Raw genomic sequence first — 24,273 nt, 5'->3', positions numbered from 1 at the left:
GTCGGATGATGTCATCCGGGGTTGGCCGTCCGTTCCCTGGACGGCGGAGCGGAGCGGTCGGCCGACCCCGTAGGGTGGAGCCCATCATGGCGCAGAAGACATTCGAGGAGCTCTTCACCGAGCTCCAGCAGAAGGCCGTATCCGGCGAGCCGGGCTCGCGTACCGCGGAGCTGGTGGGCCTGGGCGTGCACGCGATCGGCAAGAAGGTGGTCGAGGAGGCCGCCGAGGTGTGGATGGCGGCCGAGCACGAGTCCGACGAGCGGACCGCTGAGGAGATCTCCCAGCTGCTCTACCACCTGCAGGTGATGATGGTCGCCCGCGGCCTCACCCTGCAGGACGTCTACGCCCATCTGTAACCCCCGCCCTTGAGCAGTACGGGAGCGGGGCACCGAGCACATCCGGTGCCCCGCTTCTTGTATGTCCGGAACCGAAGAACCCACTGATCCGAAAGGCACCGTTCCCATGCTGCGTATCGCCGTTCCCAACAAGGGGTCCCTCTCCGAGCCGGCGTCCGCGATGCTGCATGAGGCGGGCTACCGGCAGCGCAAGGACTCCAAGGAACTCGTCCTGGTCGACCCGGAGAACCAGGTCGAGTTCTTCTTCCTGCGCCCCCGCGACATCGCCATCTACGTCGGCTCGGGCCGTCTCGACATCGGCATCACCGGCCGCGACCTGCTGCTGGACTCCGGCGCGGACGCCGAGGAGGTGCTGGCGCTGGGCTTCGCCGGTTCGACGTTCCGCTTCGCCGGACCGGCCGGGGTGGCCACCGGCGTCAAGGACCTGGAGGGCCGCCGGATCGCCACCTCCTACACCGGCCTGGTCGCCCAGCACCTCGCCGACAACGGGGTCACCCCCGGCGCGCTCACCAAGCTGGACGGCGCGGTCGAGACCGCCGTGCAGCTCGGCGTCGCCGATGTGATCGCCGACGTGGTGGAGACCGGCACCAGCCTGCGCAACGCCGGCATGGAGGTGTTCGGTGAGCCGATCCTGGTCTCCGACGCCGTGGTGATCCGGCCCACCGGCGCGGGCGAGGACCCGCGCGCCGAGCAGTTCCTGCGGCGTCTGCAGGGTGTGCTGGTGGCCCGTCGATACGTGATGATGGACTACGACATCCGTGCCGAGCACGTCGCGGAAGCGGTCGCGCTCACCCCCGGCCTGGAGTCGCCCACGGTCTCGCCGCTGCACAGCGAGGGCTGGGTCGCCGTGCGGTCGATGGTGCTCCGCAAGGAGGCTCAGCGCATCATGGACGACCTGTGGGCCATCGGCGCCCGCGCCATCCTGGTCACCAACATCCACGCCTGCCGGCTCTAGGCCCGGCCCGGCAGGCGCAGCCCCGTCCGGTCGCATCGAGGGGGTCCGTATGACCGCCCACCCCAGCCGCACCCTGGAGATCCCGCCCCGACTGCCCACCGTCTGGCGGCCGGTGCTGACCCGAGTGGTGCTGCTGGGGCTGGCGTTGCTCAGCCTGGGATTCTTCTGCACGGTCGCCGCGCTCGGCCCGGACGACTGGCACCGCCACGACCGGGTCGGGCTGGCCGGCTGCGGACTGCTGTTCGCCCTGGTCCTCGTGGTGCTGGCGCGGCCGGCGGCCAGGGCCGACCCGCAGGGCCTGACCGTGGTCAACTTCGTCCGCCGGCGCCGACTCGACTGGGCCGAGATCCTCGGCGTCAACCTGCGCCGCGGCGACCCGTGGGTGCTGCTGGACCTCTCCGACGGCAGCACCCTGGCGGTGGTGGCGATCCAGCCGGGCTCCGGGCTGCGCCAGGCCGTGCGGGCCGCCCGGGAGCTGCGGGCCTGCGTCGACCTCTACGGGACCGCCCGTCGCGTCGAATAGGTGCGCACCGCTCGATCGGGCATCCTTGTTGCACGCATCCGCGTTGCACCCATCCGCGTTGTACCCATCCGACCGCTCGCAAGCCTGGAGACGATCCCTCCCCGATGGAACCCCCCAGTACGTACGCCCCTACGGCCGTTGACAACCGAAGGGGCGCAACGCTGTGACCTCCGCCTGGCTGCTGCTGGGCGTGGCCCTGCTGCTGATCCTCGCCAACGGCCTCTTCGTCGCCGCCGAGTTCGCCCTGGTCACTGTGGACCGCGGGGAGGTCTCCCGGGCCGCGGCGGGCGGTGACCGCAGGGCGCAGGGCGTCCAGCGGTCACTGCGGACCCTCTCCTTCGAGCTGTCCGGCGCCCAGCTCGGCATCACCGTCACCTCGCTGCTGGTCGGCATGCTGGCCAACCCGTCGCTGGCCGAGCTGCTCGGCCCGCCGCTGCGCGCGATCGGCCTGCCGGGCGGCGCGGTGCGCCCCACCGCCGCGGTGGTCGGCCTGCTGCTGGCGACCGTGGTGCAGATGGTCGTCGGCGAGCTGGTCCCGAAGAACTGGGCCATCTCCCGCCCGGTGCAGGTCGCCCGGGCCGTCGCCGGACCGCAGCGGCTGTTCTCCATCGTCTGCCGGCCCGTCATCCTGCTGCTCAACGGCGCCGCCAACCGGCTGGTCCGGGCCATGGGCATGGAGCCGGCCGAGGAGCTGGCCTCCGCCCGCAGCGCCGAGGAGCTGGTGGCGCTGGCCCGGCACTCGGCCAGCGAGGGCGCGCTGGAGGAGGACACCGCCGACCTGTTCGTGCGCACCCTGGGCCTGGGCGAGCTGACCGCCGAGAGCGTGATGACCCCGCGGGTCGACGTCGCCGCGCTGCAGGAGTCGGCCACCGCCGCCGACGTGCTCAACCTCACCAGGATCACCGGGCAGTCCCGCTTCCCCGTGTACCAGCACAGCATCGACGAGGTCACCGGCATCGTCACGCTCAAGGACGCGCTGGCGGTCCCGGTCGAGCGCCGCCCGGACACCCCGGTGGCCGGACTGATGGCGGCCCCGCTGCTGGTCCCCGAGACGCTCCCGGCCGAGCGGCTGCTGGAGCTGCTGCGCAGGCAGCACCCGATGGCCGTGGTGGTCGACGAGTACGGCGGCACCGCCGGGGTGGCCACCCTGGAGGACGTGGTCGAGGAGATGGTCGGCGAGGTGCTGGACGAGCACGACACCGGCGAGCACCCGGAGCTGCGCCCGCTGCCGCCGGTCGACGGTCACCCCGCCTGGGAGGTCGACGGCCGCTGCCGGGTGGACCAGCTGGAGGGGATCGGCCTGGCCGCCCCCGGGGGCCCCTACGAGACCATCGCCGGTCTGGTCGCCGACCTGCTGGGACGGCTGCCGGAGCAGGGCGACAGTGCGGAGCTGCCGGGCTGGCGGCTCAGTGTGCTGGGCATGGACCGGCACCGCACCGAGGCGGTGCTGCTGGTCCGCACCGGCGACGGCACCGAGTGGACCGGCCGCAGGCGGGAGGAGCAGCGATGAGCGGCGTACTGCAGATCGGCTTCTCCATCCTGCTGCTGCTCGGCAACGCCTTCTTCGTCGGCGCCGAGTTCGCCCTGGTCTCGGTGCGCCGCAGCCAGGTCCAGCCGCTGGCCGAGGCCGGCGACCGGCGGGCCCGCACCGTGGTGTACGCGCTGGAGCATGTCTCGGCGATGATGGCGGCGGCCCAACTGGGCATCACCGTCTGCTCGCTGCTGCTGGGCGCGCTCGCCGAACCGGTGATCGCCCACCTGCTGGAGGGCCCCTTCCACACCCTGGGCGTGCCGGACGGGCTGACCCACCCGCTGGCCTACGTCATCGCGCTGGCCGTGGTGGTGTTCCTGCACATGGTGGTCGGCGAGATGGTGCCCAAGAACATCGCCCTGGCCGGTCCCGAGCGGGCCGCGCTGTGGCTGGGGCCGCCGCTGGCCGGGCTGGCCCGGCTGCTGCGCCCGGTGATCCGCTTCCTGAACGCCTTCGCCAACCTGCTGCTGCGGCTGCTCGGGGTCGAGGCCAAGGACGAGGTCGAATCGGTGTTCACCAGCGAGCAGTTGGCGCATCTGCTGCAGGACTCGCGCGAGGCCGGACTGCTGGGCCGCACCGCGCAGGAGCGGCTGGAGGACGCCCTGGAGCTGGGCCGCCGGCCGGTCAGCGAGGTGCTGATGGAGCCGGACCGGGTGGTCACCGTGGACTCCGGGGTGACCGCGCGGCACCTGGAGGAGCTGGCGGTGCGCACCGGCTTCTCCCGCTTCCCGGTGGTCGGCGGCGGTGCGGCCGGCGGCGGTGCGGTTGACGACGGTGCGGCCGGCGGCGGTGCAGTCGACGGGGGTGCCGCGTTCCTGGGATACCTGCACGTCAAGGACGCGCTGGAGCTGGAGGACCGGGAGGCGCCGGTGCCCCGGGAGCTGTGGCGTCCGCTGATCACGCTGTCGGACCGCACCCCGCTGGACGACGCGCTCGCCGCTATGCGCCGGGCCACCTCGCACCTGGCCGGCGTGGTCGGCCGGGACGGGACGCCGCTGGGGCTGGTCACGATGGAGGACGTGCTGGAGGAACTGGTCGGCGAGGTCAGGGTCTGACGGACCGACAAGCTCAACTTGCACTCAAATGTGCTGCCACCCTGCCACGGGGTGGTGAATGATCAGTTCATCGGTACGGGGGAAAGGAACGTCATGAGTGACCGAAGGCTGGAAGTGGACGGGGTGTCCAAGCGCTACGGGGACACCGTCGCGCTGAGCGGGATGACCTTCGAGGTGAGGGCCGGGGAGATCTTCGGCTTCGTCGGCAGCAACGGCGCCGGCAAGACCACCACCATGCGGATCGCGCTGGGCGTGCTCGCGGCGGACGCGGGCGAGGTGCGCTGGGACGGCACGCCGGTGACGCTGGAGACCCGCAGCAGGATCGGCTACATGCCGGAGGAGCGCGGCCTCTACCCGCGGATGAAGGTCGGCGAGCAGTTGGAGTACCTGGCCAGGCTGCACGGCCTGACCAGGGTCGACGCGGTGCGGGCCACCGCCGAGTGGACCGAGCGGCTCGGCGTGGCCGGCCGTCTGGGCGACGAGGTGCAGAAGCTCAGCCTCGGTAACCAGCAGCGGGTTCAGCTGGCCGCGGCGCTGGTGCACCACCCGGAGATCCTGGTGCTGGACGAGCCCTTCTCCGGGCTGGACCCGGTCGCGGTGGACGTGATGAGCGAGGTGCTGCGGGAGAAGTGCGCCGACGGCGTCCCGGTGATCTTCTCCAGCCACCAGCTGGACCTGGTCGAACGGATCTCCGACCGGGTCGGCATCGTCCGGGCCGGCCGTATGGTCGCCGTCGGCACCGTGGCCGAACTGCGGTCCGGTGGGACCGAGGAACTGGTCGTCGAGGCCCCGCAGGCCGCTCAGGGCTGGGCGGACGCGCTGCCCGGCGTCACCGTGCTCACCCAGGACGGCGGCCGGACGGTGCTGAGCCTGGGCACGGACGCCGACGACCAGGCGGTGCTGCGCGCCGCGCTGGCCACCGGGCCGGTACGGGAGTTCGCGCGTCGGCAGCCGTCGCTGACGGAGCTGTTCCGGCATGTGGTCAGTGCGCAGGACAAGCCCGAGGAGGCGGCGGCATGACGACCCCCGACAAGCTGAGGATCGGGTCGCGCGAGGCGATCAGGCTGGTGGCGGTGCGCGAGATCACCGTCCGGATCCGCAGCAAGGCCTTCCTGGTCCTGCTGGCGATCACCGCGGCCGCCGCCGTCGCCATCCCGCTGATCTCCCACTACGCCAACCTCTCCAGCGGCCCCACCAGGATCGCCGTGGTGCAGCAGGACGCCTCGCTCGCCCCCGCCCTGCAGGCCACCGCGGCGCAGTTGGGCCAGAAGGTCACCGTCAGCACCGTCGCCGACCGGGCGACCGGGGTGGACCAGGTGAGGAGCGGCGACGTCGCCGTGCTGGCCGAGAGCGGTCCGCAGGGGATCCGGGCCACGGTGAAGAAGAGCCTCAGCACCCCGCTGAACCAGCTCTTCCAGGTGGTGGACCAGCAGGCGGCGCTGAACGCCCAGATCACCAAGCTGGGCGGCGATCCGGCCACGGTCGGCCAGGCCGTGGCCTCGGCCAAGGTTCAGGTCACCGAGTTGCAGCCGGCCAAGGCGCGGAACGGGCAGCGGCTCACCATCGCCATCGTCGCGGCCCTGCTGCTCTACATGACGCTGATGTTCGTCGGGCAGTCGGTGGCCCAAGGGGTGGTCGAGGAGAAGTCCAGCCGGGTGGTCGAGCTGCTGCTCTCCACGTTGCGCCCGTGGCAGCTGCTGGCCGGCAAGGTGTTCGGCACCGGGCTGTTGGGGCTGATCCAGATGCTGGTCCCGGCGGTGCTCGGGGTGGGCGTGGGCCTGTTCACCGGGGCGCTCAGCCTGTCGCTGGGCAGCTCGATCGGCACCGTGGCCTGGGCGCTGGCCTGGTACGGGGTCGGCTTCGCGCTCTACGCGCTGGTGTTCGCCGCGTTGGGAGCCACGGTCTCCCGGCAGGAGGACGTCGGCGGGTTGGTGCTGCCGGCCACCGCGCCGCTGATCCTGGCCTGGGTGGTGGGGATCTCGGTGGTGCCCTCCAACCCGGAGAGTTCGCTGGTGGAGTGGCTGTCCATGGTCCCGCCGTGCGCGCCGGTGCTGATGCCCATGCGGATCGCGATGGGGGTCGCTCCGCTGTGGGAGATGCTGCTGTCGCTGGTACTGGCGCTGGCCTTCAGCGGGGTGCTGCTGCGGTTCGCGGGGCGGATCTATCGCAATGCGGTGCTGCGGAGCGGGGCCCGGATTCCGTTGCGGGAAGCGTTGAAAGCGGCGTAGGAGGAGCCTCCGGGGAGGGTTGCGTCCGGGGGCGGGGGAGTTGCGGTGGCGGGTGGCCGGCCGCGCAGTTCCCCGCGCCCCTAGGGGTCTGCGGCTGGCTCAGTTGCACGTGCTGGGGGCGCGGGGAACTGCGCGACAAACCGTGCAACGCCCGCACCCTCAGCTCCGCCCCTCGATGAGCTCGCCGTAAGCCTGCAACACATCGGGAAGCCGCAGGGTGGCCAGGTCCTGGCGGGTGGGCGGGTCCGCCAGGACCGACAGGCGCAGGTCGCGGTAGGCGCAGGACTTCTCGTAGAGGGTGCGCATGAAGCGGCCGTTGCCCAGTTCGTCGATCCAGCCCTCGCGGACCACATGGGCGCAGATGGAGCGCAGCTCCTCCAGCGCTTCCTCGTCCCAGAAGTCGCCGTCGCTCTCGGCCAGCGCCTGGCCGATCGCGGCCAGCTCGACCGGGCGGTAGCTGGGGAAGTCCACCCGGCTGGTGAACCGGGAGTTCAGGCCGGGGTTGGCGGCCAGCAGCCGGTTCATCCCCTCCGGGTAGCCGGCCAGGATCACCACCAGCCGGTCCCGGTTGTCCTCGGCGCGCTTCAGCAGCACCTGCAACGCCTCGTCGCCGTAGGCGTCGCCCTTGCTGTAGCCGGAGTTGGCGAGGCTGTAGGCCTCGTCGATGAACAGCACGCCGTCCAGGGCGGAGTCGATCAGCTCATTGGCCTTCACCGCCGTCTGGCCGAGGAATTCGCCGACCAGGTCCGCCCGTTGGGCCTCCACCAGATGGTCGCCGGAGAGCAGCCCCAGGGCGTAGAAGACCCGGCCGAGGATGCGCGCCACCGTGGTCTTGCCGGTGCCGGAGGGGCCGGAGAAGACGAAGTGGCGCTTGGGCGGCTGCACCGGAAGGCCCTGGTCGGACCGGAGCTGGGCCATCCGCAGCTGCGCCGACAGGGCCAGCACCTGGCGCTTGACCGGTTCCATGCCGACCATCCGGTCCAGCTCGGCCAGCGCCGCCTCCAGCCGCGGACGGTCCGGCTGGGCCATCGTCCCCGGCGGCAGCGGGGTGGTGGACTGGGCCGCCCGGTGCCGGGCGCCGGCCTCGGCGTCGCGGTCCTCCCGTCCGTCCTGATCGTCCCCGCGCCGCTCGGGGCCCTGCGGGCCGAGCGGGTCCGTCGGCGGCTGACCGGCTCCGTCGCCGGGGTCGCCGCTGCCGAACCCGCTGCCGCCGAAGCCGTCGCCGCCCAGTTCGCCGCCGCCCAGTTCGCCGCCGCCGAGGTCGCTCTCGCCGAAGCCCCCGTCGACGCCCTCGTCCCCGTCCAGCAGGCCGGCCGAGTACGGGCCGTCGAGCGGGTCGGCGCCCGAGCCGTCCAGGCCGGCCACCACCTCGGGGCCCTCGGCGTAGGCGTCGAAGAAGGCGGCCTCGAACGCCTGGTCGCCCCCGGACGGGCCCGGCTGTCCGGAGCCGCCGCCGCTGGCGTGCCGGGGGCGCTGCGGGGTGGGCGGGGCCGGGGCCTCCAGCAGGGCCGGATCCACCCCGTCCTCGGCGGTGATCGCGGCCAGTCTCGCGGTGGTGTCCATGAACCCCGGGTCGACCCGGTGCACCGCCCGGTACAGCGACAGGGCGGCGGCGCTGCGTCCGCCGCCCTCGTACGCGCGGGCCAGCCAGTACCGCAGCTCCTTGCGCTGCGGCTGTTCCGAGCGGCAACGGGCCAGCGAACCGGAGAGCGGCAGCTCGGCCTGGCCGCACATGTCCAGCCGGACCCTGGCCATCCCGCCGAAGAGGCCGGCTTCGATTCCCAGGAGGGGATCGTCCAGCAGCCCGTCGGTGTCCCGGATCAGCTGCTCCCAGTCCTTCAGCAGATAGGAGCGGCAGGCGTGCAGGAACCGCACCGAGCGGTCCCGCTCCCGGGGCGGGCAGTCGGCGAGAGCCTGCTCCAGTTCGGTCAGGTGCCGGCCGTCGAGCCAGTGCGAGGCATGGGCCAGGGCGAGGTCCCTGGCGTCCTCCAGCACCGGTTGCACCCACCAGCCGAGCCAGTACCAGGAGCTGAGCGGGCGGCGGTGCAGCCGGCGCTGCTCGCCGAAGCGGTCCCGGTGGCGGTGCATGGCCAGCAGGGCGGCCGAGGTCTCGGAGCGCAGGGCGTGCAGCCCGAGCCAGGCGTCGGCCATCCCGGGGTCGATCCGCACGGCGGCGCGGAACTCCTCCTCGGCGCGGGTGTAGGCCCCTGCGATGTAGGCGTCCATGGCGCGAAGCCACGCTCGGTCGGCCAGGCTGCGGGAACGCCTGCCGTCAGTGTCCTCAGTCCCCACCGGTCAGTCCCCCTGCTGTGCGCGGCTGTGCCGGTCACCGAGCGCGGGCCGCGGGCCCTCCCCCCTTTGGAAGACCCATACGGTCAAAGCTCCATGACGATCCGTCGGCGCGTCCAGGTCGCGTCGGCGCCTGTGGGCATCGTACCGGTGGTGTGCTGATCCGGAAGGGTGCCGGAACGGTCGGCGGGGGTTTCCTGTGGCTCAAAACGCTCTGCGCGGCGGCGCCGGATCACTCTGAGTGATCTTTTCAGGGGGATGGGCGGCCGGGGGCGGAAAGACCAATCGCCAACCCTACTGAGCTGCTCGGAAGCCACGGGGGAACGGCTTCCGAGCAACCCAGCAGGGCTGGCGATCATGTTCGGCGACAACCGTCGGGGGAACGGTCGGTGCTCACTGTCAAGGGGCGCAGAGGGGTTGAGCTCTGCGTTGAGAAGAACGTAGTTGCTGTCGAGGCAGCAGGTCAAGAGCCTGTGGAGGCGCCGGCCGGGCCCTGTGCGGCTGTCCCGGCGCCGGGACGGCCGCGGTCGGCCGCAGGTGAATTGGCTGGGAGTCAGGCCATGGCCCCCCGGCTCGCATGATTACCGAACGTTACCGACCGCTCGGTATGGGTTCGGCCGTGGCGACATGTCGACGCCGTCGACCAGCAGGTCGGCGAAGGGGCGGCTCGGATCGGCCGAGAAGTGCGCTGTCTCGGCCTTCCGCCACTCGCGCCAGAAGCCGGCCAGTGCCGGGCCGTCCCTGGCCTCGCCCCGGGCGTGGGCGGCGGCGGCCGGCAGGTCCATCCAGAGCAGCCGGGCCAGCCGCGGGCGCAGCGCCCGCCGTCCGGCACCCACTCCTTCGACCAGCACCACCGGGGCTGCCGGGACCACCCGCTCCTCGGCGAAGCGGCGCGCGGTCCAGTCGTAGGCGCGGAACCGGGCGGTCTCCCCGCGGGAGAGCGGCAGCAGTACCCCGTCGACCAGCCGCACCGTCCACTCGAACAGCTGCTCGTGGGTGGCCAGGTCGTCCAGATGGACGATCGGGGCGCCACCCAGGGCCCGGGTCAGCAGGGCGGCGAAGGTGGTCTTGCCGGAGCCCGCGTGTCCGTCCACGGCCACCAGGCGCACCGGTCCGCAGGACGGCGGCAGGTCGCGCAGCTGTTCGGCGAGTGCGGCGAGGCTCGTGGGGACGGCGTGGCTGCCGTGGGGGTGGTGTGGCATGGCTGGTCAAGCCTACGGGGCGGTGCTGGTGACGGCGGCCCGGGAATGGGGCATACTCACCACGCCACATAGGTTAGCGAGCGTTCACTGAGACCCGGCGGACGCGGCCGATGACGATCGGCGGACCCCCACGACCCCGGGGGCGTCCGGTCGCGGAGTGCAGGATGCAGGAGGCACGATCCCACCATGAGTCAGCCGATCCGTCCGCTGAAGTCGATGGACCGTCAGCTCCCCAGCGAGGAGGCCGCCGACCTGCTGGCGCTGACCCGTGAGCTCGTCGAGCGCGAGCTGGCCCCCAGGGCCGCCGAGGAGGAGGCCGAGGGCCGCTTCCCGCGCGAGGCCATGCGGCTGCTGGGCCGGTCCGGACTGCTCGGCCTGCCCTACCCGGAGGAGTACGGCGGCGGCGAGCAGCCCTACGAGGTGTACCTCCAGGTGCTGGAGGAGCTGGCCGCCGGACGGCTCACCGTCGGCATGGGCGTCAGCGTGCACACCCTGGCCTGCCACGCCCTGGCCACCTTCGGCAGCGAGCGGCAGAAGCAGCAGTGGCTGCCGGAACTGCTGGGCGGCGAGTTGCTCGGCGCCTACTGCCTCTCCGAGCCGCAGTCGGGCTCGGACGCCGCCGCGCTGACCACCCGCGCGGTGCGCGAGGGCGGGGACGGCGACGACGCGCACTACAGCGTCACCGGGACCAAGGCCTGGATCACCCACGGCGGGGTCGCCGACTTCTACAGCACCATGGTCCGCACCGGCGGCCCCGGTCCGACCGGCATCAGCGTGCTGCTGGTCCCCGCGGACACCCCCGGCGTCGCCGCGGACGCCCCCGAGCGCAAGATGGGCCTCAAGGGCTCGCCGACCGCCCAGGTCCGCTTCGAGGCGGCCCGGGTGCCCGCCGAGCGGCTGATCGGCGCCGAGGGGCAGGGCTTCTCGATCGCCCTGTCCGCGCTGGACTCCGGCCGGCTGGGCATCGCCGCCTGCGCGGTGGGAGTGGCCAGGGCCGCCCTGGACTACGCCGTGGAGTACGCCAGGACCAGGACCCAGTTCGGCAGGCCCATCGCCGAGTTCCAGGGGCTGTCCTTCATGCTCGCGGACATGGCGACGGCGGTGGAGGCCGGACGGGCGCTCTACCTGTCGGCGGCCCGGCGCCGGGACGCCGGGCTGGCCTTCGGCAAGGAGGCCGCGATGGCCAAGCTGTTCTGCACCGACGCCGCGATGCGGGTCACCACCGACGCGGTCCAGGTGCTCGGCGGCTACGGCTACACCGCCGACCACCCGGTCGAGCGCTATATGCGCGAGGCGAAGGTGCTGCAGATCCTGGAGGGCACCAACCAGATCCAGCGTGTGGTGATCGGGCGCAAGCTGACCGGCGGCTGAGCCCGGCGGGCGGGCTCAGCGGTACGGGGCCGCAGCGGTGCGGGGTCCCCGGCGGTGCCGGGTCCCCGCGACGGTCTCAGTGGTGGCGGCGCTGGGCCGGGATGCGGATCCGCACCGGGCGCGATCCGGGGCCGCCGACGTGGGAGAAGGGCTGGCGGCGCCAGTCCAGCTCCGGCGGCAGTGCCAGCAGGGCCTCCAGCGAGGGCTCCGGGTCGAAGTCCGGCTCGTCCTCGAGGTCGTCGGCGTCGTCCACGGGGCGGCCCGAGCCGGCGCAGACGGCGGGGGAGAAGGGGTGCCAGGCGGTCGGCAGCGTCGCGTGCTGCGGGAACCGCTCCTCGTCGCCGAGCAGCGCGATCGGGCGGTCGCACTCGGGGCAGCGGAGCCGCAGGATGTCCCAGGTCTCGCCCTCGCCCGGGTCGACCCCCGGCAACTCCTCGGCCTCGGCCAGGACGGGCGCCGGTTCCACGGCAGGACGCAGCTCATCAGTGGCAGACATGTGATCCCCCTCGATGAAGGAAGGCGACGGCCCGGCTGTGAGCGGGGCTTCGATCGCCGACTGGTGCACTCCCCCCACATCTCGTGCGCCGGTGGAACGGAGCACCGACGGAACCACGGAGGAGTCACTGCCAGGACTTCCCACCGGAATCGGCTGCTAATCCTGCGGGCGCCCATCCCTGACACAGCCTCATGTGGCCTTCGTCACACCGGACCCGTCGAGCCCGTCGGCGTTCACCCCCCGGTTCGGATAGCCTCGCGTCTCGTGGAGGAACTGGATCGTCAGATCGTGCAGCTGCTCGTCGCCGACGGGCGGATGAGCTACACCGACCTGGGCAAGGCCACCGGCCTGTCCACCTCGGCCGTGCACCAGCGGGTGCGCCGCCTGGAGCAGCGCGGAGTCATCCGCGGCTACGCCGCGCTGGTGGACCCGGAGGCGGTCGGCCTGCCGCTGACCGCCTTCATCTCGGTGAAGCCGTTCGACCCCAGCGCGCCCGACGACGTCCCGGAGCGGTTGGCCGCCCTGGAGGAGATCGAGGCCTGCCACAGCGTGGCAGGCGACGAGAACTACATCCTCAAGATCCGGGTCTCCGCCCCCGGCGACCTGGAGCACCTGCTGGCCCGGATCCGGTCCGCGGCCGGCGTCTCCACCCGCACCACCGTGGTGCTCAGCACCCCCTACGAGGCCCGCCCGCCGCGGCTGGGGTAGCGGACCGGGGCAGCGGACAAGCCGCACATCCCGGTCGGGCAGACTGGTGCCCATGCACCCTGCCCCCGCCCTCCCCGCCCCCGAAGAGCCCGCCGTACGTACCGTTCTGCTGCGCGGCGGCGACGTCTACACCCCGGCCGACCCGTTCGCCACCGCGCTGCTGGTGCAGGACGGGCAGGTCGCCTGGGTGGGGTCGGACGGCGCGGCGGAGAGCTACGCCGGGGACGCGGACCGGGTGGTGGACCTGGCCGGCGCACTGGTCACCCCGGCCTTCGTGGACGCCCATGTGCACGCCACCTCGACCGGCCTGGCGCTGACCGGGCTGGACCTCACCGGCTGCCCGGACCTGGCCGGGGCGCTGCGCCGGATCACCGCCTTCGTCCGGGCCCAGCCCGCAGCCGACCGCGAGCGCGGGGTGCTGATGGGCCACGGCTGGGACGAGACCGGCTGGCCCGAGGGCCGTCCGCCGACGCTGGAGGAGCTGGACCGTGCCTGCGAGGGCGCCGCCGTGTACCTCTCCCGCACGGATGTCCACTCCGCACTGGCGTCGACGGCGCTGAGAGCACTTGCCGGCGCGGAGCTGGCCGCGCACGCCGGGTACGACCCCGACGCGCCGCTGAGCCGGGACGCGCACCACGTCGTGCGCCGGGCCGCTCTGGCCCGGCAGACCCCGCAGCAGCGGGACGCCGCGCAGCGCGCGATGCTGCGCCGGGCCGCCGAACTGGGCATCGGAGCGGTGCACGAGTGCGCCGGACCGGACATCTCCTCGCCCGAGGACCTGACCGCCCTGCTCGCCCTGGCGGCGGACGGCCGTGATGGCGCCGCCGTGCCCGAGGTCTTCGGCTACTGGGGCGAACTGGGCGCCGTGGACACCGCCCGCCGGCTGGGCGCGGTCGGGGTCGGCGGCGACCTCTTCGTGGACGGCGCGGTCGGCTCGCACACCGCCTGCCTGCACCGGCCCTACGACGACGCCGCAGCGCAGGTGACTGCGGCGCTGTACCTGAGTCCGGCCCGGATCGCCGACCATGTCACCGCCTGCACCGAGGCCGGGATGCAGGCCGGCTTCCACGCCATCGGCGACGCCGCGCTGGCGGCCGTCGCCGAGGGGGTCGCCGCAGCCGCCGCCAAGCTCGGCATCGGCGCGGTCCGGGCGCTGCGGCACCGGGTGGAGCACGCCGAACTGCTGGACGGGCCGACCATCGCCGCCTTCGCCGACCTGGGCCTGACCGCTTCGGTGCAGCCGGCCTTCGACGCGGCCTGGGGCGGCACGGACGGCATGTACGCCACCCGGCTCGGCGTCGGGCGGGCCGCGGCGATGAACCCGTTCGCGGCGATGGTGCGGGCCGGCGTCCCGCTGGCGCTCGGCTCGGACGCGCCGGTCACCCCGCTGGACCCGTGGGGCACGGTGCGCGCCGCCGCGTTCCACCGCACCCCCGGGCACCGGATCTCGGTGCGCGCCGCCTTCACCGCACACACCCGCGGCGGCTGGCGGGCGCTGGGTCGCGACGACGCCGGGGTGCTGGTGCCGGGCGCACCGGCCTCCTACGCCGTCTGGGCGCCGACCGACCTCGTGGTGCAGGCCCCGGACGAGCGGGTCGCCAACTGGTCCACCGACCCCCGTTCGGGTGTGCCCGGCCTGCCCGACCTGACCCCGGGCGGTCCGGTGCCGCACTGCCTGGCGACCGTGGTCCGCGGCCGGACCGCCCACCTGTCCCGCTGATCCGGTCCGCTCGGGCGGCCTCTGCGCCGTCCGAGTGGTCACCGGTGTCCGGATACCGCCGAACGGCGGGTGTCCCGCGCGTCGCAGCGGCCCCGTTAAAACCTCCCTGACCTGCGTATTCACCGTGTTTCGGCAGGTCGGGGGACGGTTGACACCGGACCGGCGTCGGCGAGTAGGTTCGACCGCGTCCACCTTCCGGAATCCTCCGCAGGACCGACCGATCGGAACACCCCCCACGCAAAACCCGGAACCACGGCTGGGCCACAGTGCGGCGTCCCCGGACGTCGACAGGCAGCCAGGTCCAGTGGCTCGGGGACCGGGGAGCGCGGGCGCCGGCAGGCCAACCGGGTCCGGTCGGCAGGTGCGACCCGGGCACGGCCCGGACGCTCAGTAGACAACGGCCTTCGGTCGATCCGCATCCAGCGGGCCCCGGGTCGGACCGAAGAGCGTTCGGGCCGCGCCCGTTGGCATGCCCCGCGCCGGTGACTTCGCCCCCGGCGCCCCGCCGGGAGGGCGAGTGAGCAGGCCGGACGGCGAATTGGGTAGGTAAGAACCGTTACGGCCGACCCGGGGCCCGACCAGGCGCTTCCAGGCGGTACCGTCTTCGCACGCCGTGCGTTCGCCGCGCGGCGCGAAACCGTACCTCCGAGCGTGAGTGAGTGTGGCGCCCGTGGCCCAAGCAGTCGACCCCGGAGGCGCTGTCGCCGTCCCGGACCGGTCCGACGTCGCGGACGGCGGCGCCGCGCCGGCTCCGTCCCGGCTCCGCCGCAGGCTGCGGGTCGTCCGTGCCGGGCTGCCGCGCACCGGGCTGGCCGTGCTCTGCGGCCTGCTGCTGGCGCTTTCCTTCCCGCCGTACGGGCTGTGGCCGCTGTCGGTGCTCGCGGTGGCCGGGCTGGCCCTGCTGACGCACCGCCGGACCGCCCGGCAGGCGGCCTGGACCGGGTTCGCCTTCGGCGCCCCGTTCATGGTCTGGCTGCTGTTCTGGCTGAACGTCATCGGCCCGGACGCCTGGCTGCTGCTGGCGCTGTTCGAGTCGCTGTTCCTCGCGGCGATGGCCGCGGGGCAGGCCGCCACCTCGCGGCTGCCGGTCTGGCCGCTGTGGACCGCCTGCCTGTGGGTGACCCAGGAGTGGGCCAGGGGCCGGATGCCGCTGGGCGGCTTCCCCTGGGGGCGGCTGGCCTTCGCCAACACTTCCACCCCGTACACCCCGCTCGCCGCGATCGGCGGGGCGCCGCTGGTGAGCTTCGCGGTGGCGCTCAGCGGCGCGCTGCTGGCCGCCGCCGTCCTCGCGGTGGCAGGCCGCGCCGACGACGGCCGCCGGCGGCTTCGCGCCGCCGCCGCGGTGGCGCTGGGCGCGGTCGCCGGACTGGTCGGCTACGCCGTGCCGGTCCCCACCGCCGGCACCACCTCCGGCGGTCCGGCGAGTGCCGAGATCGCCGTCATCCAGGGCAATGTGCCGCACGCCGGGATGGACTTCCTGGGCCGTCCGATGCAGGTGCTGCAGAACCATGTGCAGGCCACCCTGGAGCTGGCGCAGCAGGTCGCCGACGGCAGTAAGGCCAAGCCGCAGCTGGTGGTCTGGCCGGAGAACTCCTCCGACGTCAACCCGTACACCACCCCCGAGGCCTATGCGGCGATCCAGCAGGCGGTCGACGCCATCGGCGTCCCGATCCTGGTCGGCGCCCTGGTGGACGGCCCGGACGCACAGCACGTCCAGAACGAGGGCATCGTCTGGGCCCCCTCCTCGGCGGCCAGGCCGGGGCCCGGCGCGCACTACACGAAGCAGCACCCGGTGCCGTTCGGCGAGTACGTCCCGTTCCGCTCAGTTCTCTCGAAGTACATCACCCGGTTGCAGCGGGTTGCCCGCGACTTCGCCAAGGGGACCTCTACCGGTATTCTTCAGGTCGGTCCTGCCAGGATCGGCGACGTGATCTGCTTTGAAGTGGCGTACGACGGCATCGTCGACGACGCGGTCAGCAAGGGCGGCCGGGTCCTCGTGGTGCAGACCAACAACGCCACCTATGAGCACACCGACCAGCCCGCCCAGCAGTTCGCGATGTCGCGGCTGCGGGCGGTGGAGCACGGCCGGGCCGTGGTGATCGCCGCGACCAGCGGGATCAGCGCGGTCATCGAGCCGGACGGCAGCGTCGAGCAGCAGACCGAGCTGGCCACGGCGGCGGAACTGGAGGCGAACGTGCCGCTCCGAGACGATCTGACGGTGGCGGACCGCGTCGGCGCCGCACCCGAGTGGGCCCTCTCCATAGTCGGGCTGCTGGCGATCGGCGCCGCGGTCGGCACCGCCACCGCGCGCAAGCGCCGCAGCACCCGCACCGACTGAGGAACACTCGAACAACTGACGCAGCTGACAAAGGGGCCGGTCCGTGACCGACAGCACCACCCGGGTCCACGAGACCTTCGGTGACCTGGGCAAGATCCTGGTGATCATTCCGACGTACAACGAGATCGAGAACATCGGGCGGATCACCTCCCGGGTGCGCTCCGCCGTGCCCGAGGCGCACATCCTGGTCGCCGACGACAACAGCCCGGACGGTACCGGCCGGGCCGCCGACGAGCTCGCCGCCTCCGACCCCAACCTCCAGGTGCTGCACCGCAAGGGCAAGGAGGGTCTGGGCGCCGCCTATCTGGCCGGCTTCCGCTGGGGCATCGACAACGGCTACGACGTCCTGGTGGAGATGGACGCCGACGGCTCGCACCAGCCGGAGCAGCTGCCGCGGCTGCTGACCGCGCTGCGCGGCGCCGACCTGGTGCTGGGATCGCGCTGGGTGACCGGCGGCGAGGTGGTCAACTGGCCCAAGAGCCGGGAGTTCCTCTCCCGCGGCGGCAGCCTCTACTCCAGGCTGATGCTGCGGGTGCCGATCCGCGACGTCACCGGCGGCTACCGGGCCTTCCGCAAGCAGACCCTGCTGGGTCTGGGCATGAGCGAGGTCGCCTCCCAGGGCTACTGCTTCCAGGTGGACCTCGCGTGGCGCGCGGTGCGGGCCGGCTTCCGGGTCACCGAGGTGCCGATCACCTTCGTGGAGCGGGAGTTCGGCGCCAGCAAGATGAGCAACAAGATCGTCGTCGAGGCACTGGGCCGGGTCACCTCCTGGGGCGTCAACAGCCGCCTCGGCCGCGTCCCGGCCCCCCGGCCGGACCGCGAGGCATAGCGCGGGCGTCGCACGGCGATACCTGGCACCCTGGTCAGCAGTGGGTCGGCGGCGGAACGAGCGCCCGGGCCCGTACGTTGACCAGGGTGATCGCCTTGTCGGCCGGCAGAGAGAGTTGGACAGCGCCGTGAGCCAGGTAGGACCCGACACCGGGACCGTCCGTCCCCGCCCGCGCGGGCTGCGCCGATACCTGCCGCTGGCGGTCGCCGCCTTGGTGGTGCTGGAGATCTGGCTGCTGATCCTGCTGGCCGAGGTGATCGGCGGCTTCGGGGTGCTGTGCTACCTGGTGGCCTCGGCGCTGCTGGGCGGCTGGGTGATCAAGCGGGCCGGGCTCAAGGCGTTCCGGGCCACCACGGCCGGCCTGCGGGGCGGGGCCCACCCCGCGGAGGGCGGGGACCCGATCGCCAAGGAGACCCGCACCGCGGTCACCATCGCCGGCGGCCTGCTGCTGGCCCTCCCGGGGATCCTCTCCGAGCTGCTGGCCCTCGGCTGCCTGTTCCCGCCCACCGCGGGGCTGCTGCGCAGGCTGCCGGAACGGTGGCTGCGGCGGCCCGGCACTCCGCTGGGGGACGCCTTCCGGCTCCAGGAGCAGCTGCGGATCCATCGGCCCGACGGCAAGGTCGTCCAGGGAGAGGTGGTGGACCCGGTCGAGGACCCGCTGCGCAAGCGGGACGACCCCTACGGGTACGGGGGCTCCCGGGACCAGTTGCAGTAGGGCGGGTTTTTCGGCTGCGGCGTGTGCCTGGTTGATGTTCGCGCAGTTCCCCGCGCCCCTGTCGAGTGCAACTGAGCCAGTTGCAGACCCATAGGGGCGCGGGGAACTGCGCCACAAGCCAGGCACACGCCGCACGTTTCCGCTGAAAGAAACACGGCAGGGCCCGGGACACAGCACCTCGTGAAAGCCAGGTGGCGCTGTGACCCGGGCCCTGCCGGGCCGTCCGCCAGGGATCAGGCGGACTTGCGGTTGTCGCGGGGGTGGACGGCGATGTTCATACCGCCGGACCGCAGGACTGCGAGCCGTTCGGCGAGCACCTCCTCCAGTTCCTCGCGGGTACGCCGCTCCATCAGCATGTCCCAATGCGTCCGGGCGGGCTTCGCCTTCTTTTCCTCTGGTTCGTCGCCGTCGAGCAGTAGTGCCTCGCTGCCGCAGAAGCGGCACTCCCACACGGTCGGGATCTCGGCCTCTACGGAGAACGGAACCTCAAAGCGGTGTCCGTTCGTACATGCGTACTCGACGGTCTGGCGCGGGGCCAGGTCGATGCCGCGGTCGGTCTCGTAGCTGGTGGCCCCGAGTCGCGTGCCGCGGAGAGCTCGCTCACTCATGAATCGTGCCTCCCGGGCTTATGGCCCACAGGACTGGATGTCGCTGTCTTCGTCGGTTGGTGCAACGTGCGGCAACCGTCGAAGATTCCCGTTCGGGAGATACGTCTTCCGTCGTGCCGCCCCTGTTTGTACCCACACCCGCCCGAAATGTCACATCTCAACGTGAATATCACCCTGAGTTGCCGACTTTTTGCGTGCCGTCACGGTGCCGGTATTGATTTCCCGGCGTACACTACCGGCCGCCCTGGTCCCCCGGACGGTCACCCCGGCCAGGCGCCGCGCTCGATCAGCACGTCGCGCAGGACGTCCACGCGGTCCGCCATGATGCCGTCCACGCCGAGGTCCAGCAGGGAGTGCATCTCCTCGGCCCGGTCCACCGTCCACACATGGACCTGCAGGCCCAGTCCGTGGGCGGCGCGCAGGAAGGTCCGGTCCACCACCGGGACCCCGGAGGCGGGCCAGCGGACGGGGACCTGGACGCAGACGGTCTGCCGGCGGGCGGCGGCCCCGAGCAGCCGGTCCACCGGCACCGGGCCGCTGAGCGAGCGCAGCCGCAGCCCCAGCACCCCGCGCGGGGACAGCGCGGTGGCCAGCCGGGGCCCGGCGGCGGCGCGGACCGCGGAGAGCCGGCCGTCGGAGAAGGTGCCGACGCAGACCCGGTCCCAGGCGGCGGTCCTGCGGATGGTGTCGGCCAGCGGGCGGACCGCGCCGGACGCCTTGATGTCGATGCTGAAGCGGGCCTCGGGGAAGGCGGCCAGCAGTTCTTCCAGGCGGGGGATCGGCTCGCGGCCGGCGATCCGGGCGGCGGCGACGGTGCGCCAGGGCAGCGAGGCGATGGCGCCGGCGCTGTCGGTGACCCGTTCCAGCCGGCTGTCGTGGAAGGCCACCAGGACGCCGTCGGCGGTGGCGTGGACGTCCGTCTCCAGGTAGCGGTAGCCCAGCCGGACCGAGCGGGCGAACGCCGCCATGGAGTTCTCCGGGCCGCCCAGGGCGCCGCCGCGATGGGCGATGGCGAGCGGTCCCGGATGGTCCAGGAAGGGGTGGCGCGGCAGGCGTCGGCTGGTCACGGGAGCTCCATCGGTCCGGGGCGAAGCTGCCAGCAGTATGCAGCCGGGAGCGCCCGGCCGGGGACCGCTGACGGATCCTCAGCGGACGTTCATCCACCTCATGTCTGTTTGTCAGCCCCGGATGCGAGACTCTGTGCCATGTCGGCGAGCCGCTTCCCGCAGGAGCTTCTCCTGGCCCAGCGTCAGGTCTGGGCCTGCGAGGCCGCCTCGCGCGCGTTCGTGCTGGCGGGACCGGACAGCCCGGTCGCGCGGTGGCCGCTGCCGCGGCAGGAGGAGTACCGCAGGCTGCGTGCGGCGCACGATCAGGCGCTGCGCACCGTGCGGGAGCATCCGCTGATGGCGGACGCCATCGATGACCACCGCTGGGCGGCGACGACAAGGGCGCTGTCGGCGGCGGCGCGGGCCGAGGAGCAGATGGCGGCGGCGTAGCGCGGTCTGCGGCGCGTCCCTGGCTCGTCGCGCTCCTGAGCATCTGCAACTGGCCCGGTCGCACAACCTGGGGGGCGCGGGGAACTGCGCGACGAGCCACGCATGCGCCGCAGCCGAAAGGGATCCTGCAGCCCCGCCCCGCCCCAGCTCAGAGCAGTGGCAGCGACGTGGTGATCGGGCGGGCGATCTCGCCGGTGCGCTCCTCGGGGCTCTCCGGGGTCTGCACCGGACGGTCCTGGGCCGGTCGGTCCTGGTCCAGCGAGGCGGGTACTGGGGGCGGCGCCTTGGTCAGCACGGGCGTGCCCTCGGTGCGGCTGTCGGCGTGCGGGAGCAGGGCGATCACCGCGTCGCGCTGGTCGGCCGGGGTCTCCTCGTCCAGCGGGTCCGGCGCGGCCGGGACCTGGATCCGCACCGGGGGGTTGGTGCCGAGCCGGGCGTAGCCGCGTCCGGCCGGGGTGTGGCTGGAGGGGGTGATGTCCAGCGGCACGCCGAGCGCCTCCGGGGCCAGGTCCGGGTCCAGCGCGCCCAGCACCACCCGGGCGCGGGTGGCCGAGCGCACCGTGGGCTTGATCCGGTCCAGCGCGTCCAGATGGTCCGCGACCACGACGGTGATGTGCGCGGTGCGGCCGTGCCGCAGCGGGAACTCCAGCAGGTCCTGGGGGTCGGGGCGGTCCTCGGCCTGGGCCAGCTCGCTGAGCTCGGCCGGGTGGTCCAGCAGCAGCCACAGCGGACGGACGGTGTCGGCGGGCGGCGCCTCGCCGGTGCGCTTGGCCAGGTTGTGGGCGTCCAGGCGGCGCTGGGTCTCGTGCATGGCCCACTCCAGCGCGGCCAGCGCGCCGTGCAGGCTGGTCTCCACGGTGTGCACGCCGGGGCGGCCGACCAGGCAGGCGTGCTCGCCGGTGCCCGCGCCGTCGATGACCACGATGTCGCCGTGCGGCAGCGCCTGCAGCGCCAGCGAGCGCAGCAGGGTGGAGGTGCCGTGGCCGTGGGTGCCCAGCGCCAGCAGGTGCGGTTCGCTCGCGCGGGGCCCGGTCCGCCACAGCACCGGGGGCTGGTGCGCGGTGCCGGAGCCCTGGCGCACCGGGATCATCCGGTTGGTGCTGCTGGTGTCGGTGAAGCCGAGGACGACCTCGCCGTGGGCGGTGACATAGGGCTGGGCGGTGATGTCGTTGGGCAGCGGGGTCAGCGCGGCGACCCGGAGGTGGTTGGTCTCCTCGTCCCAGGTGAAGCGGTACTCACGGCTGCGGCCGGCCTTGCTGTGCACCACGTGCTCGATCCGGGCCCTGGCGTGCGGCTCGGTGTCGGTGAAGTAGGCGGGGTAGCGCAGCTCCAGCGAGGCAAGCCGTCCCTCGGCGTCGAACTCCCAGGAGTTGAAGGCGGTCTTGAAATCGCCGCCGTGGCTGTACATCGGGCTGGGGTCGGACTCGTGCACCAGATAGGGGGTGAGCGCGGTGTAGATGGCGCCCAGCTTCAGCAGGCTGGTGTCGGGGGCCGGCTCGGGGGCCGGGGAACGGTCGCGGCCCGCCCAGGCCGCGCTGCCCATCAGGGTCAGCAGGGCCAGCAGCGGGCCGTAGGGGAGCAGGGCGACGGCGGCGAGAACGGCGATGACCAGGAGTACGGCCGGGCCGCGGCGGTCCTTGGGCAGGTTGCCCCACCAGTTCCTGGTCCAGCGGCCGTGGCAGCGCAGGCCGCGGCCGATGGTGATCAGCGGACCGAACATGTCGGCGGCGTGGTCGCCGGCGGTGCGTGCGAACTCGCGCCCCCGGGTGAGGTGTTCGTTCAGGGTCATCGGTGTCTCTCCGGCAAGGGGCAGGCAGGGGCGCGGTTCGGCGGTGGGAAGGGGGCGGCGGTAGGGGCGGCGCGGGCCGCGGGTCAGAACTTGATGCCGCCGAGCAGGCTGGCCAGGCTCTGGCCGCCGGCCTTGATGCTGGGGGCGATGGCGGTCCCTGCCAGGTAGAAGCCGAACAGCGCGCAGACCACTGCATGCGAGATCTTCATGCCGTCCTTGCGGAAGAACAGGAAGGCGATGGTGCCGAGCAGGACGACTCCGGAGATGGAGAGGATCACGGTGGGCTCCTCGAAGTGCGGGGACGGGTGTCGGGACGACGACGCCGTGGGACGGCGGGGTGTCAGTCAGAATCCGATCACATTGCGCACCCTTATGGTGACAAAAAGTAATAGATGATGGATAGGCGCAAATGGGTGGATTTTCCCTGAGGCCGCAACCAAACGGGCCGCTGAGCTGCGCATTGCCGCTCAGAAGCTGATGCTGTCCGCCCCCGCGGCAGGGTTATGTGCGGCGCGCTGGATGTTCGCCCGTTCGGGTGTCGGCGCTCCGGGATCCGACCGCATGGTGGACGGCACGAGGGGCGTGCGCCGAGCCCGGACCCGGCAGAATGGCGTCGCTCGCACTCTCGTGCGCGACCGGAGCGTTGACCGAAGCCGATGGACCGAGGAGTAGCGGTATGAACGAGCCTGTTGACCCTGAACTGGTCGAGCTGGCGGCGAAGGTCTTCGACGCCGCCAGGGCCGGGGACGCCCCCGCGCTCGCGGCGTATGTGGACGCCGGGGCGCCCGCGGACCTCTGCAACGACCGGGGCGACACCCTGGTGATGCTCGCGGCCTACCACGGCCATGCCGAGGCGGTGCGGACCCTGCTGGAACGGGGTGCGGACGCCAACCGCGCCAACGACCGCGGTCAGACCCCGCTGGCCGGCGCGGTGTTCAAGGGCGAGGACGCGGTGATAGAGGCGCTGCTGGCCGGCGGCGCCGACCCGCACGCGGGCCAGCCCTCGGCGGCGGCGACGGCGGAGATGTTCGGGCGGACGGCGCTGGTGGAGCGGTTCACGGCGCTCTGAAGGCCCCCGTTAGGATCGCCGAATGGACATTCGAGTCGTGGGCTACGCCCACCCCGACGCGCAGCGACTGATCGCCGAGGTCCAGCAGGAGTACGTGCGCCGCTACGGGGACGTCGACCTGACCCCCGTCGAACCCGGTGAGTTCGACCCGCCGCAGGGCCTGTTCGCGGTGGTCTACGACGACCGCGGCGAGCCGGTCGGCACCGGTGCCTGGCGGGCCCGCGACGCCGAGGCCGACGAGCCCGGGCTCGCCGACGGCGACGCCGAGCTGAAGCGGATGTACACCGTGCCCTCCGCCCGCGGCCGGGGTGTGGCCAGGGCCGTGCTGCGGTTCCTGGAGGCGGAGGCGTACCGGGCCGGGCGGCTGCGGCTGGTCCTGGAGACCGGCACCGAGCAGCCCGAGGCGCTGGCGCTCTACGCCTCGGAGGGCTACCTGCCGATCGAGAAGTTCGGGATCTACCGCGGGAGCCCGCTGAGCGTCTGCCTGGCCAAGGGGGCCTCCGAACTGTCCTTGCCGACCCGGTAGTCGGGCGGCGGCACCGGGCGGAGGCATCGGACGCGCGTGGGCGGCCGGGCCGCCGCAGACTGAGGAACGACTCCTCCGTCCACCGGAAAGGCCGCTCCATGCACCTCATCGACCGTAAGGACCTCGGACTGCTCGCCCTGCGCCTGGGCACCGGCGGGGTGCTCTTCGCCCACGGCTCGCAGAAGCTGCTCGGCTGGTTCGGCGGCGGCGGGATCGAGGGCACCGGCAAGGCCATGGAGCACATGGGCTTCACCCCCGGACGGCCGAGCGCGATCGCCGCCGGGCTGGGCGAGGCCGGCGGCGGCGCGCTGCTCGCGCTGGGCCTGGCCACCCCCGTCGCGGGGGCGGCGGCGGCCGGGGCGATGGCGGGAGCGGTCGCGGTGCACGCGCCGGCGGGCTTCTTCGCCCACAGCGGCGGCTTCGAGTACCCGGCCTTCCTCGGCTTCGCGGCCGCGGGACTGGGGCTGGC

24 protein-coding genes are annotated in these 24,273 nt (G+C 73.0%); 17 read left to right on the top strand and 7 right to left on the bottom strand.

The features are described 5' to 3' along the window. Positions 1-86: 86 nt before the first annotated feature. From TR46_RS25030 to TR46_RS25000, 7 genes are all read left to right on the top strand, one after another. The gene (locus TR46_RS25030) at positions 87-356 is read left to right on the top strand and encodes a phosphoribosyl-ATP diphosphatase (RefSeq protein ID WP_030249077.1); all 270 of its coding nucleotides are present in this window, start codon (positions 87-89) and stop codon (positions 354-356) included. Positions 357-462: 106 nt separating this feature from the next. Next, on the top strand, positions 463-1,311 hold the full coding sequence (hisG, locus tag TR46_RS25025; RefSeq protein ID WP_042405195.1) for an ATP phosphoribosyltransferase: 849 nt from the start codon (positions 463-465) through the stop codon (positions 1,309-1,311). Between the two features lie 49 nt (positions 1,312-1,360). Further along, positions 1,361-1,834, top strand: a complete 474-nt coding sequence (locus TR46_RS25020; RefSeq protein ID WP_042405193.1) for a PH domain-containing protein — start codon at positions 1,361-1,363, stop codon at positions 1,832-1,834. A 163-nt stretch (positions 1,835-1,997) separates the two neighbouring features. After that, complete coding sequence (locus tag TR46_RS25015) at positions 1,998-3,344, top strand: hemolysin family protein (protein ID WP_042405191.1); 1,347 nt, start codon at positions 1,998-2,000, stop codon at positions 3,342-3,344. Further along, complete coding sequence (locus TR46_RS25010) at positions 3,341-4,420, top strand: hemolysin family protein (protein WP_042405189.1); 1,080 nt, start codon at positions 3,341-3,343, stop codon at positions 4,418-4,420. Before TR46_RS25015 ends, TR46_RS25010 begins: the two co-directional genes overlap by 4 nt. 93 nt (positions 4,421-4,513) lie before the next feature. Further along, the gene (locus tag TR46_RS25005) at positions 4,514-5,440 is read left to right on the top strand and encodes an ABC transporter ATP-binding protein (RefSeq protein ID WP_042405188.1); all 927 of its coding nucleotides are present in this window, start codon (positions 4,514-4,516) and stop codon (positions 5,438-5,440) included. Further along, a complete protein-coding gene (locus TR46_RS25000) occupies positions 5,437-6,648 on the top strand; it encodes an ABC transporter permease (RefSeq protein ID WP_042405186.1) in 1,212 nt (403 codons plus the stop codon). The genes TR46_RS25005 and TR46_RS25000 overlap by 4 nt, the downstream gene beginning before the upstream one ends. A gap of 159 nt (positions 6,649-6,807) precedes the next feature. On the opposite strand, the gene TR46_RS24995 is transcribed toward TR46_RS25000, so the two are convergent. Then, positions 6,808-8,874, bottom strand: a complete 2,067-nt coding sequence (locus tag TR46_RS24995; RefSeq protein WP_152626663.1) for an AAA family ATPase — start codon at positions 8,872-8,874, stop codon at positions 6,808-6,810. 644 nt (positions 8,875-9,518) lie between these two features. Beyond that, positions 9,519-10,139 (bottom strand): nucleoside/nucleotide kinase family protein, encoded by a 621-nt coding sequence (locus tag TR46_RS24990; protein WP_042405183.1) that lies wholly within the window; start codon positions 10,137-10,139, stop codon positions 9,519-9,521. Positions 10,140-10,325: 186 nt separating this feature from the next. Here TR46_RS24990 and TR46_RS24985 point away from each other — a divergent pair, with 186 nt between their 5' ends. After that, a complete protein-coding gene (locus TR46_RS24985; RefSeq protein ID WP_042405181.1) occupies positions 10,326-11,510 on the top strand; it encodes an acyl-CoA dehydrogenase family protein in 1,185 nt (394 codons plus the stop codon). A gap of 76 nt (positions 11,511-11,586) precedes the next feature. On the opposite strand, the gene TR46_RS24980 is transcribed toward TR46_RS24985, so the two are convergent. Next, positions 11,587-12,006 carry a hypothetical protein gene (locus TR46_RS24980; RefSeq protein WP_042405179.1) on the bottom strand — a complete coding sequence of 140 codons (420 nt, stop codon included), beginning with the start codon at positions 12,004-12,006 and terminating at the stop codon, positions 11,587-11,589. Positions 12,007-12,270: 264 nt separating this feature from the next. On the opposite strand from TR46_RS24980, the gene TR46_RS24975 reads away from it, so the two are divergent. The 5 genes from TR46_RS24975 to fxsA all read left to right on the top strand — a co-directional run bounded on the left by TR46_RS24975 (position 12,271) and on the right by fxsA (position 18,316). After that, the gene (locus tag TR46_RS24975) at positions 12,271-12,714 is read left to right on the top strand and encodes an Lrp/AsnC family transcriptional regulator (RefSeq protein WP_042405177.1); all 444 of its coding nucleotides are present in this window, start codon (positions 12,271-12,273) and stop codon (positions 12,712-12,714) included. 52 nt (positions 12,715-12,766) lie between these two features. Then, positions 12,767-14,434 carry an amidohydrolase gene (locus TR46_RS24970; RefSeq protein WP_042405175.1) on the top strand — a complete coding sequence of 556 codons (1,668 nt, stop codon included), beginning with the start codon at positions 12,767-12,769 and terminating at the stop codon, positions 14,432-14,434. Positions 14,435-15,104: 670 nt separating this feature from the next. Beyond that, entirely contained in the window at positions 15,105-16,772 is a 1,668-nt protein-coding gene (gene lnt, locus TR46_RS24965) for an apolipoprotein N-acyltransferase (RefSeq protein WP_042405174.1), read from the top strand. 43 nt (positions 16,773-16,815) lie between these two features. Beyond that, positions 16,816-17,601, top strand: coding sequence for a polyprenol monophosphomannose synthase (locus TR46_RS24960; RefSeq protein WP_042405173.1), 786 nt, complete (start codon positions 16,816-16,818; stop codon positions 17,599-17,601). Between the two features lie 127 nt (positions 17,602-17,728). After that, positions 17,729-18,316, top strand: a complete 588-nt coding sequence (gene fxsA, locus TR46_RS24955; RefSeq protein ID WP_042405172.1) for an FxsA family membrane protein — start codon at positions 17,729-17,731, stop codon at positions 18,314-18,316. A 233-nt stretch (positions 18,317-18,549) separates the two neighbouring features. On the opposite strand, the gene TR46_RS24950 is transcribed toward fxsA, so the two are convergent. Beyond that, on the bottom strand, positions 18,550-18,924 hold the full coding sequence (locus tag TR46_RS24950) for an RNA polymerase-binding protein RbpA (protein ID WP_030249115.1): 375 nt from the start codon (positions 18,922-18,924) through the stop codon (positions 18,550-18,552). Positions 18,925-19,184: 260 nt separating this feature from the next. Then, entirely contained in the window at positions 19,185-19,991 is an 807-nt protein-coding gene (locus TR46_RS24945) for a glycerophosphodiester phosphodiesterase family protein (protein WP_439654389.1), read from the bottom strand. 138 nt (positions 19,992-20,129) lie between these two features. Between TR46_RS24945 and TR46_RS24940 the strand changes: the two genes are divergently transcribed. Further along, a complete protein-coding gene (locus TR46_RS24940) occupies positions 20,130-20,420 on the top strand; it encodes a hypothetical protein (RefSeq protein WP_042405169.1) in 291 nt (96 codons plus the stop codon). A 148-nt stretch (positions 20,421-20,568) separates the two neighbouring features. Here the strand turns inward: TR46_RS24940 and TR46_RS24935 are convergent, their stop codons facing one another. Continuing rightward, positions 20,569-22,209, bottom strand: coding sequence for a membrane protein (locus TR46_RS24935; protein ID WP_042405167.1), 1,641 nt, complete (start codon positions 22,207-22,209; stop codon positions 20,569-20,571). A gap of 83 nt (positions 22,210-22,292) precedes the next feature. Beyond that, positions 22,293-22,487, bottom strand: coding sequence for a hypothetical protein (locus TR46_RS24930; protein ID WP_042405165.1), 195 nt, complete (start codon positions 22,485-22,487; stop codon positions 22,293-22,295). Between the two features lie 398 nt (positions 22,488-22,885). On the opposite strand from TR46_RS24930, the gene TR46_RS24925 reads away from it, so the two are divergent. From TR46_RS24925 to TR46_RS24915, 3 genes are all read left to right on the top strand, one after another. Next, positions 22,886-23,278, top strand: a complete 393-nt coding sequence (locus TR46_RS24925; protein WP_042405162.1) for an ankyrin repeat domain-containing protein — start codon at positions 22,886-22,888, stop codon at positions 23,276-23,278. Positions 23,279-23,300: 22 nt separating this feature from the next. Beyond that, positions 23,301-23,804, top strand: coding sequence for a GNAT family N-acetyltransferase (locus TR46_RS24920; protein WP_042405161.1), 504 nt, complete (start codon positions 23,301-23,303; stop codon positions 23,802-23,804). A 98-nt stretch (positions 23,805-23,902) separates the two neighbouring features. Beyond that, the coding region (locus TR46_RS24915) for a DoxX family membrane protein (RefSeq protein WP_042405273.1) at positions 23,903-24,273 on the top strand (371 nt) is incomplete at its 3' end.

This window comes from Streptacidiphilus carbonis (genome assembly GCF_000787775.1).
Lineage (GTDB): Bacteria > Actinomycetota > Actinomycetes > Streptomycetales > Streptomycetaceae > Streptacidiphilus > Streptacidiphilus carbonis.
The sequence above is the reverse complement of the archived record's forward strand: the minus strand, read 5'-3'. Positions and strand labels throughout refer to the sequence as shown.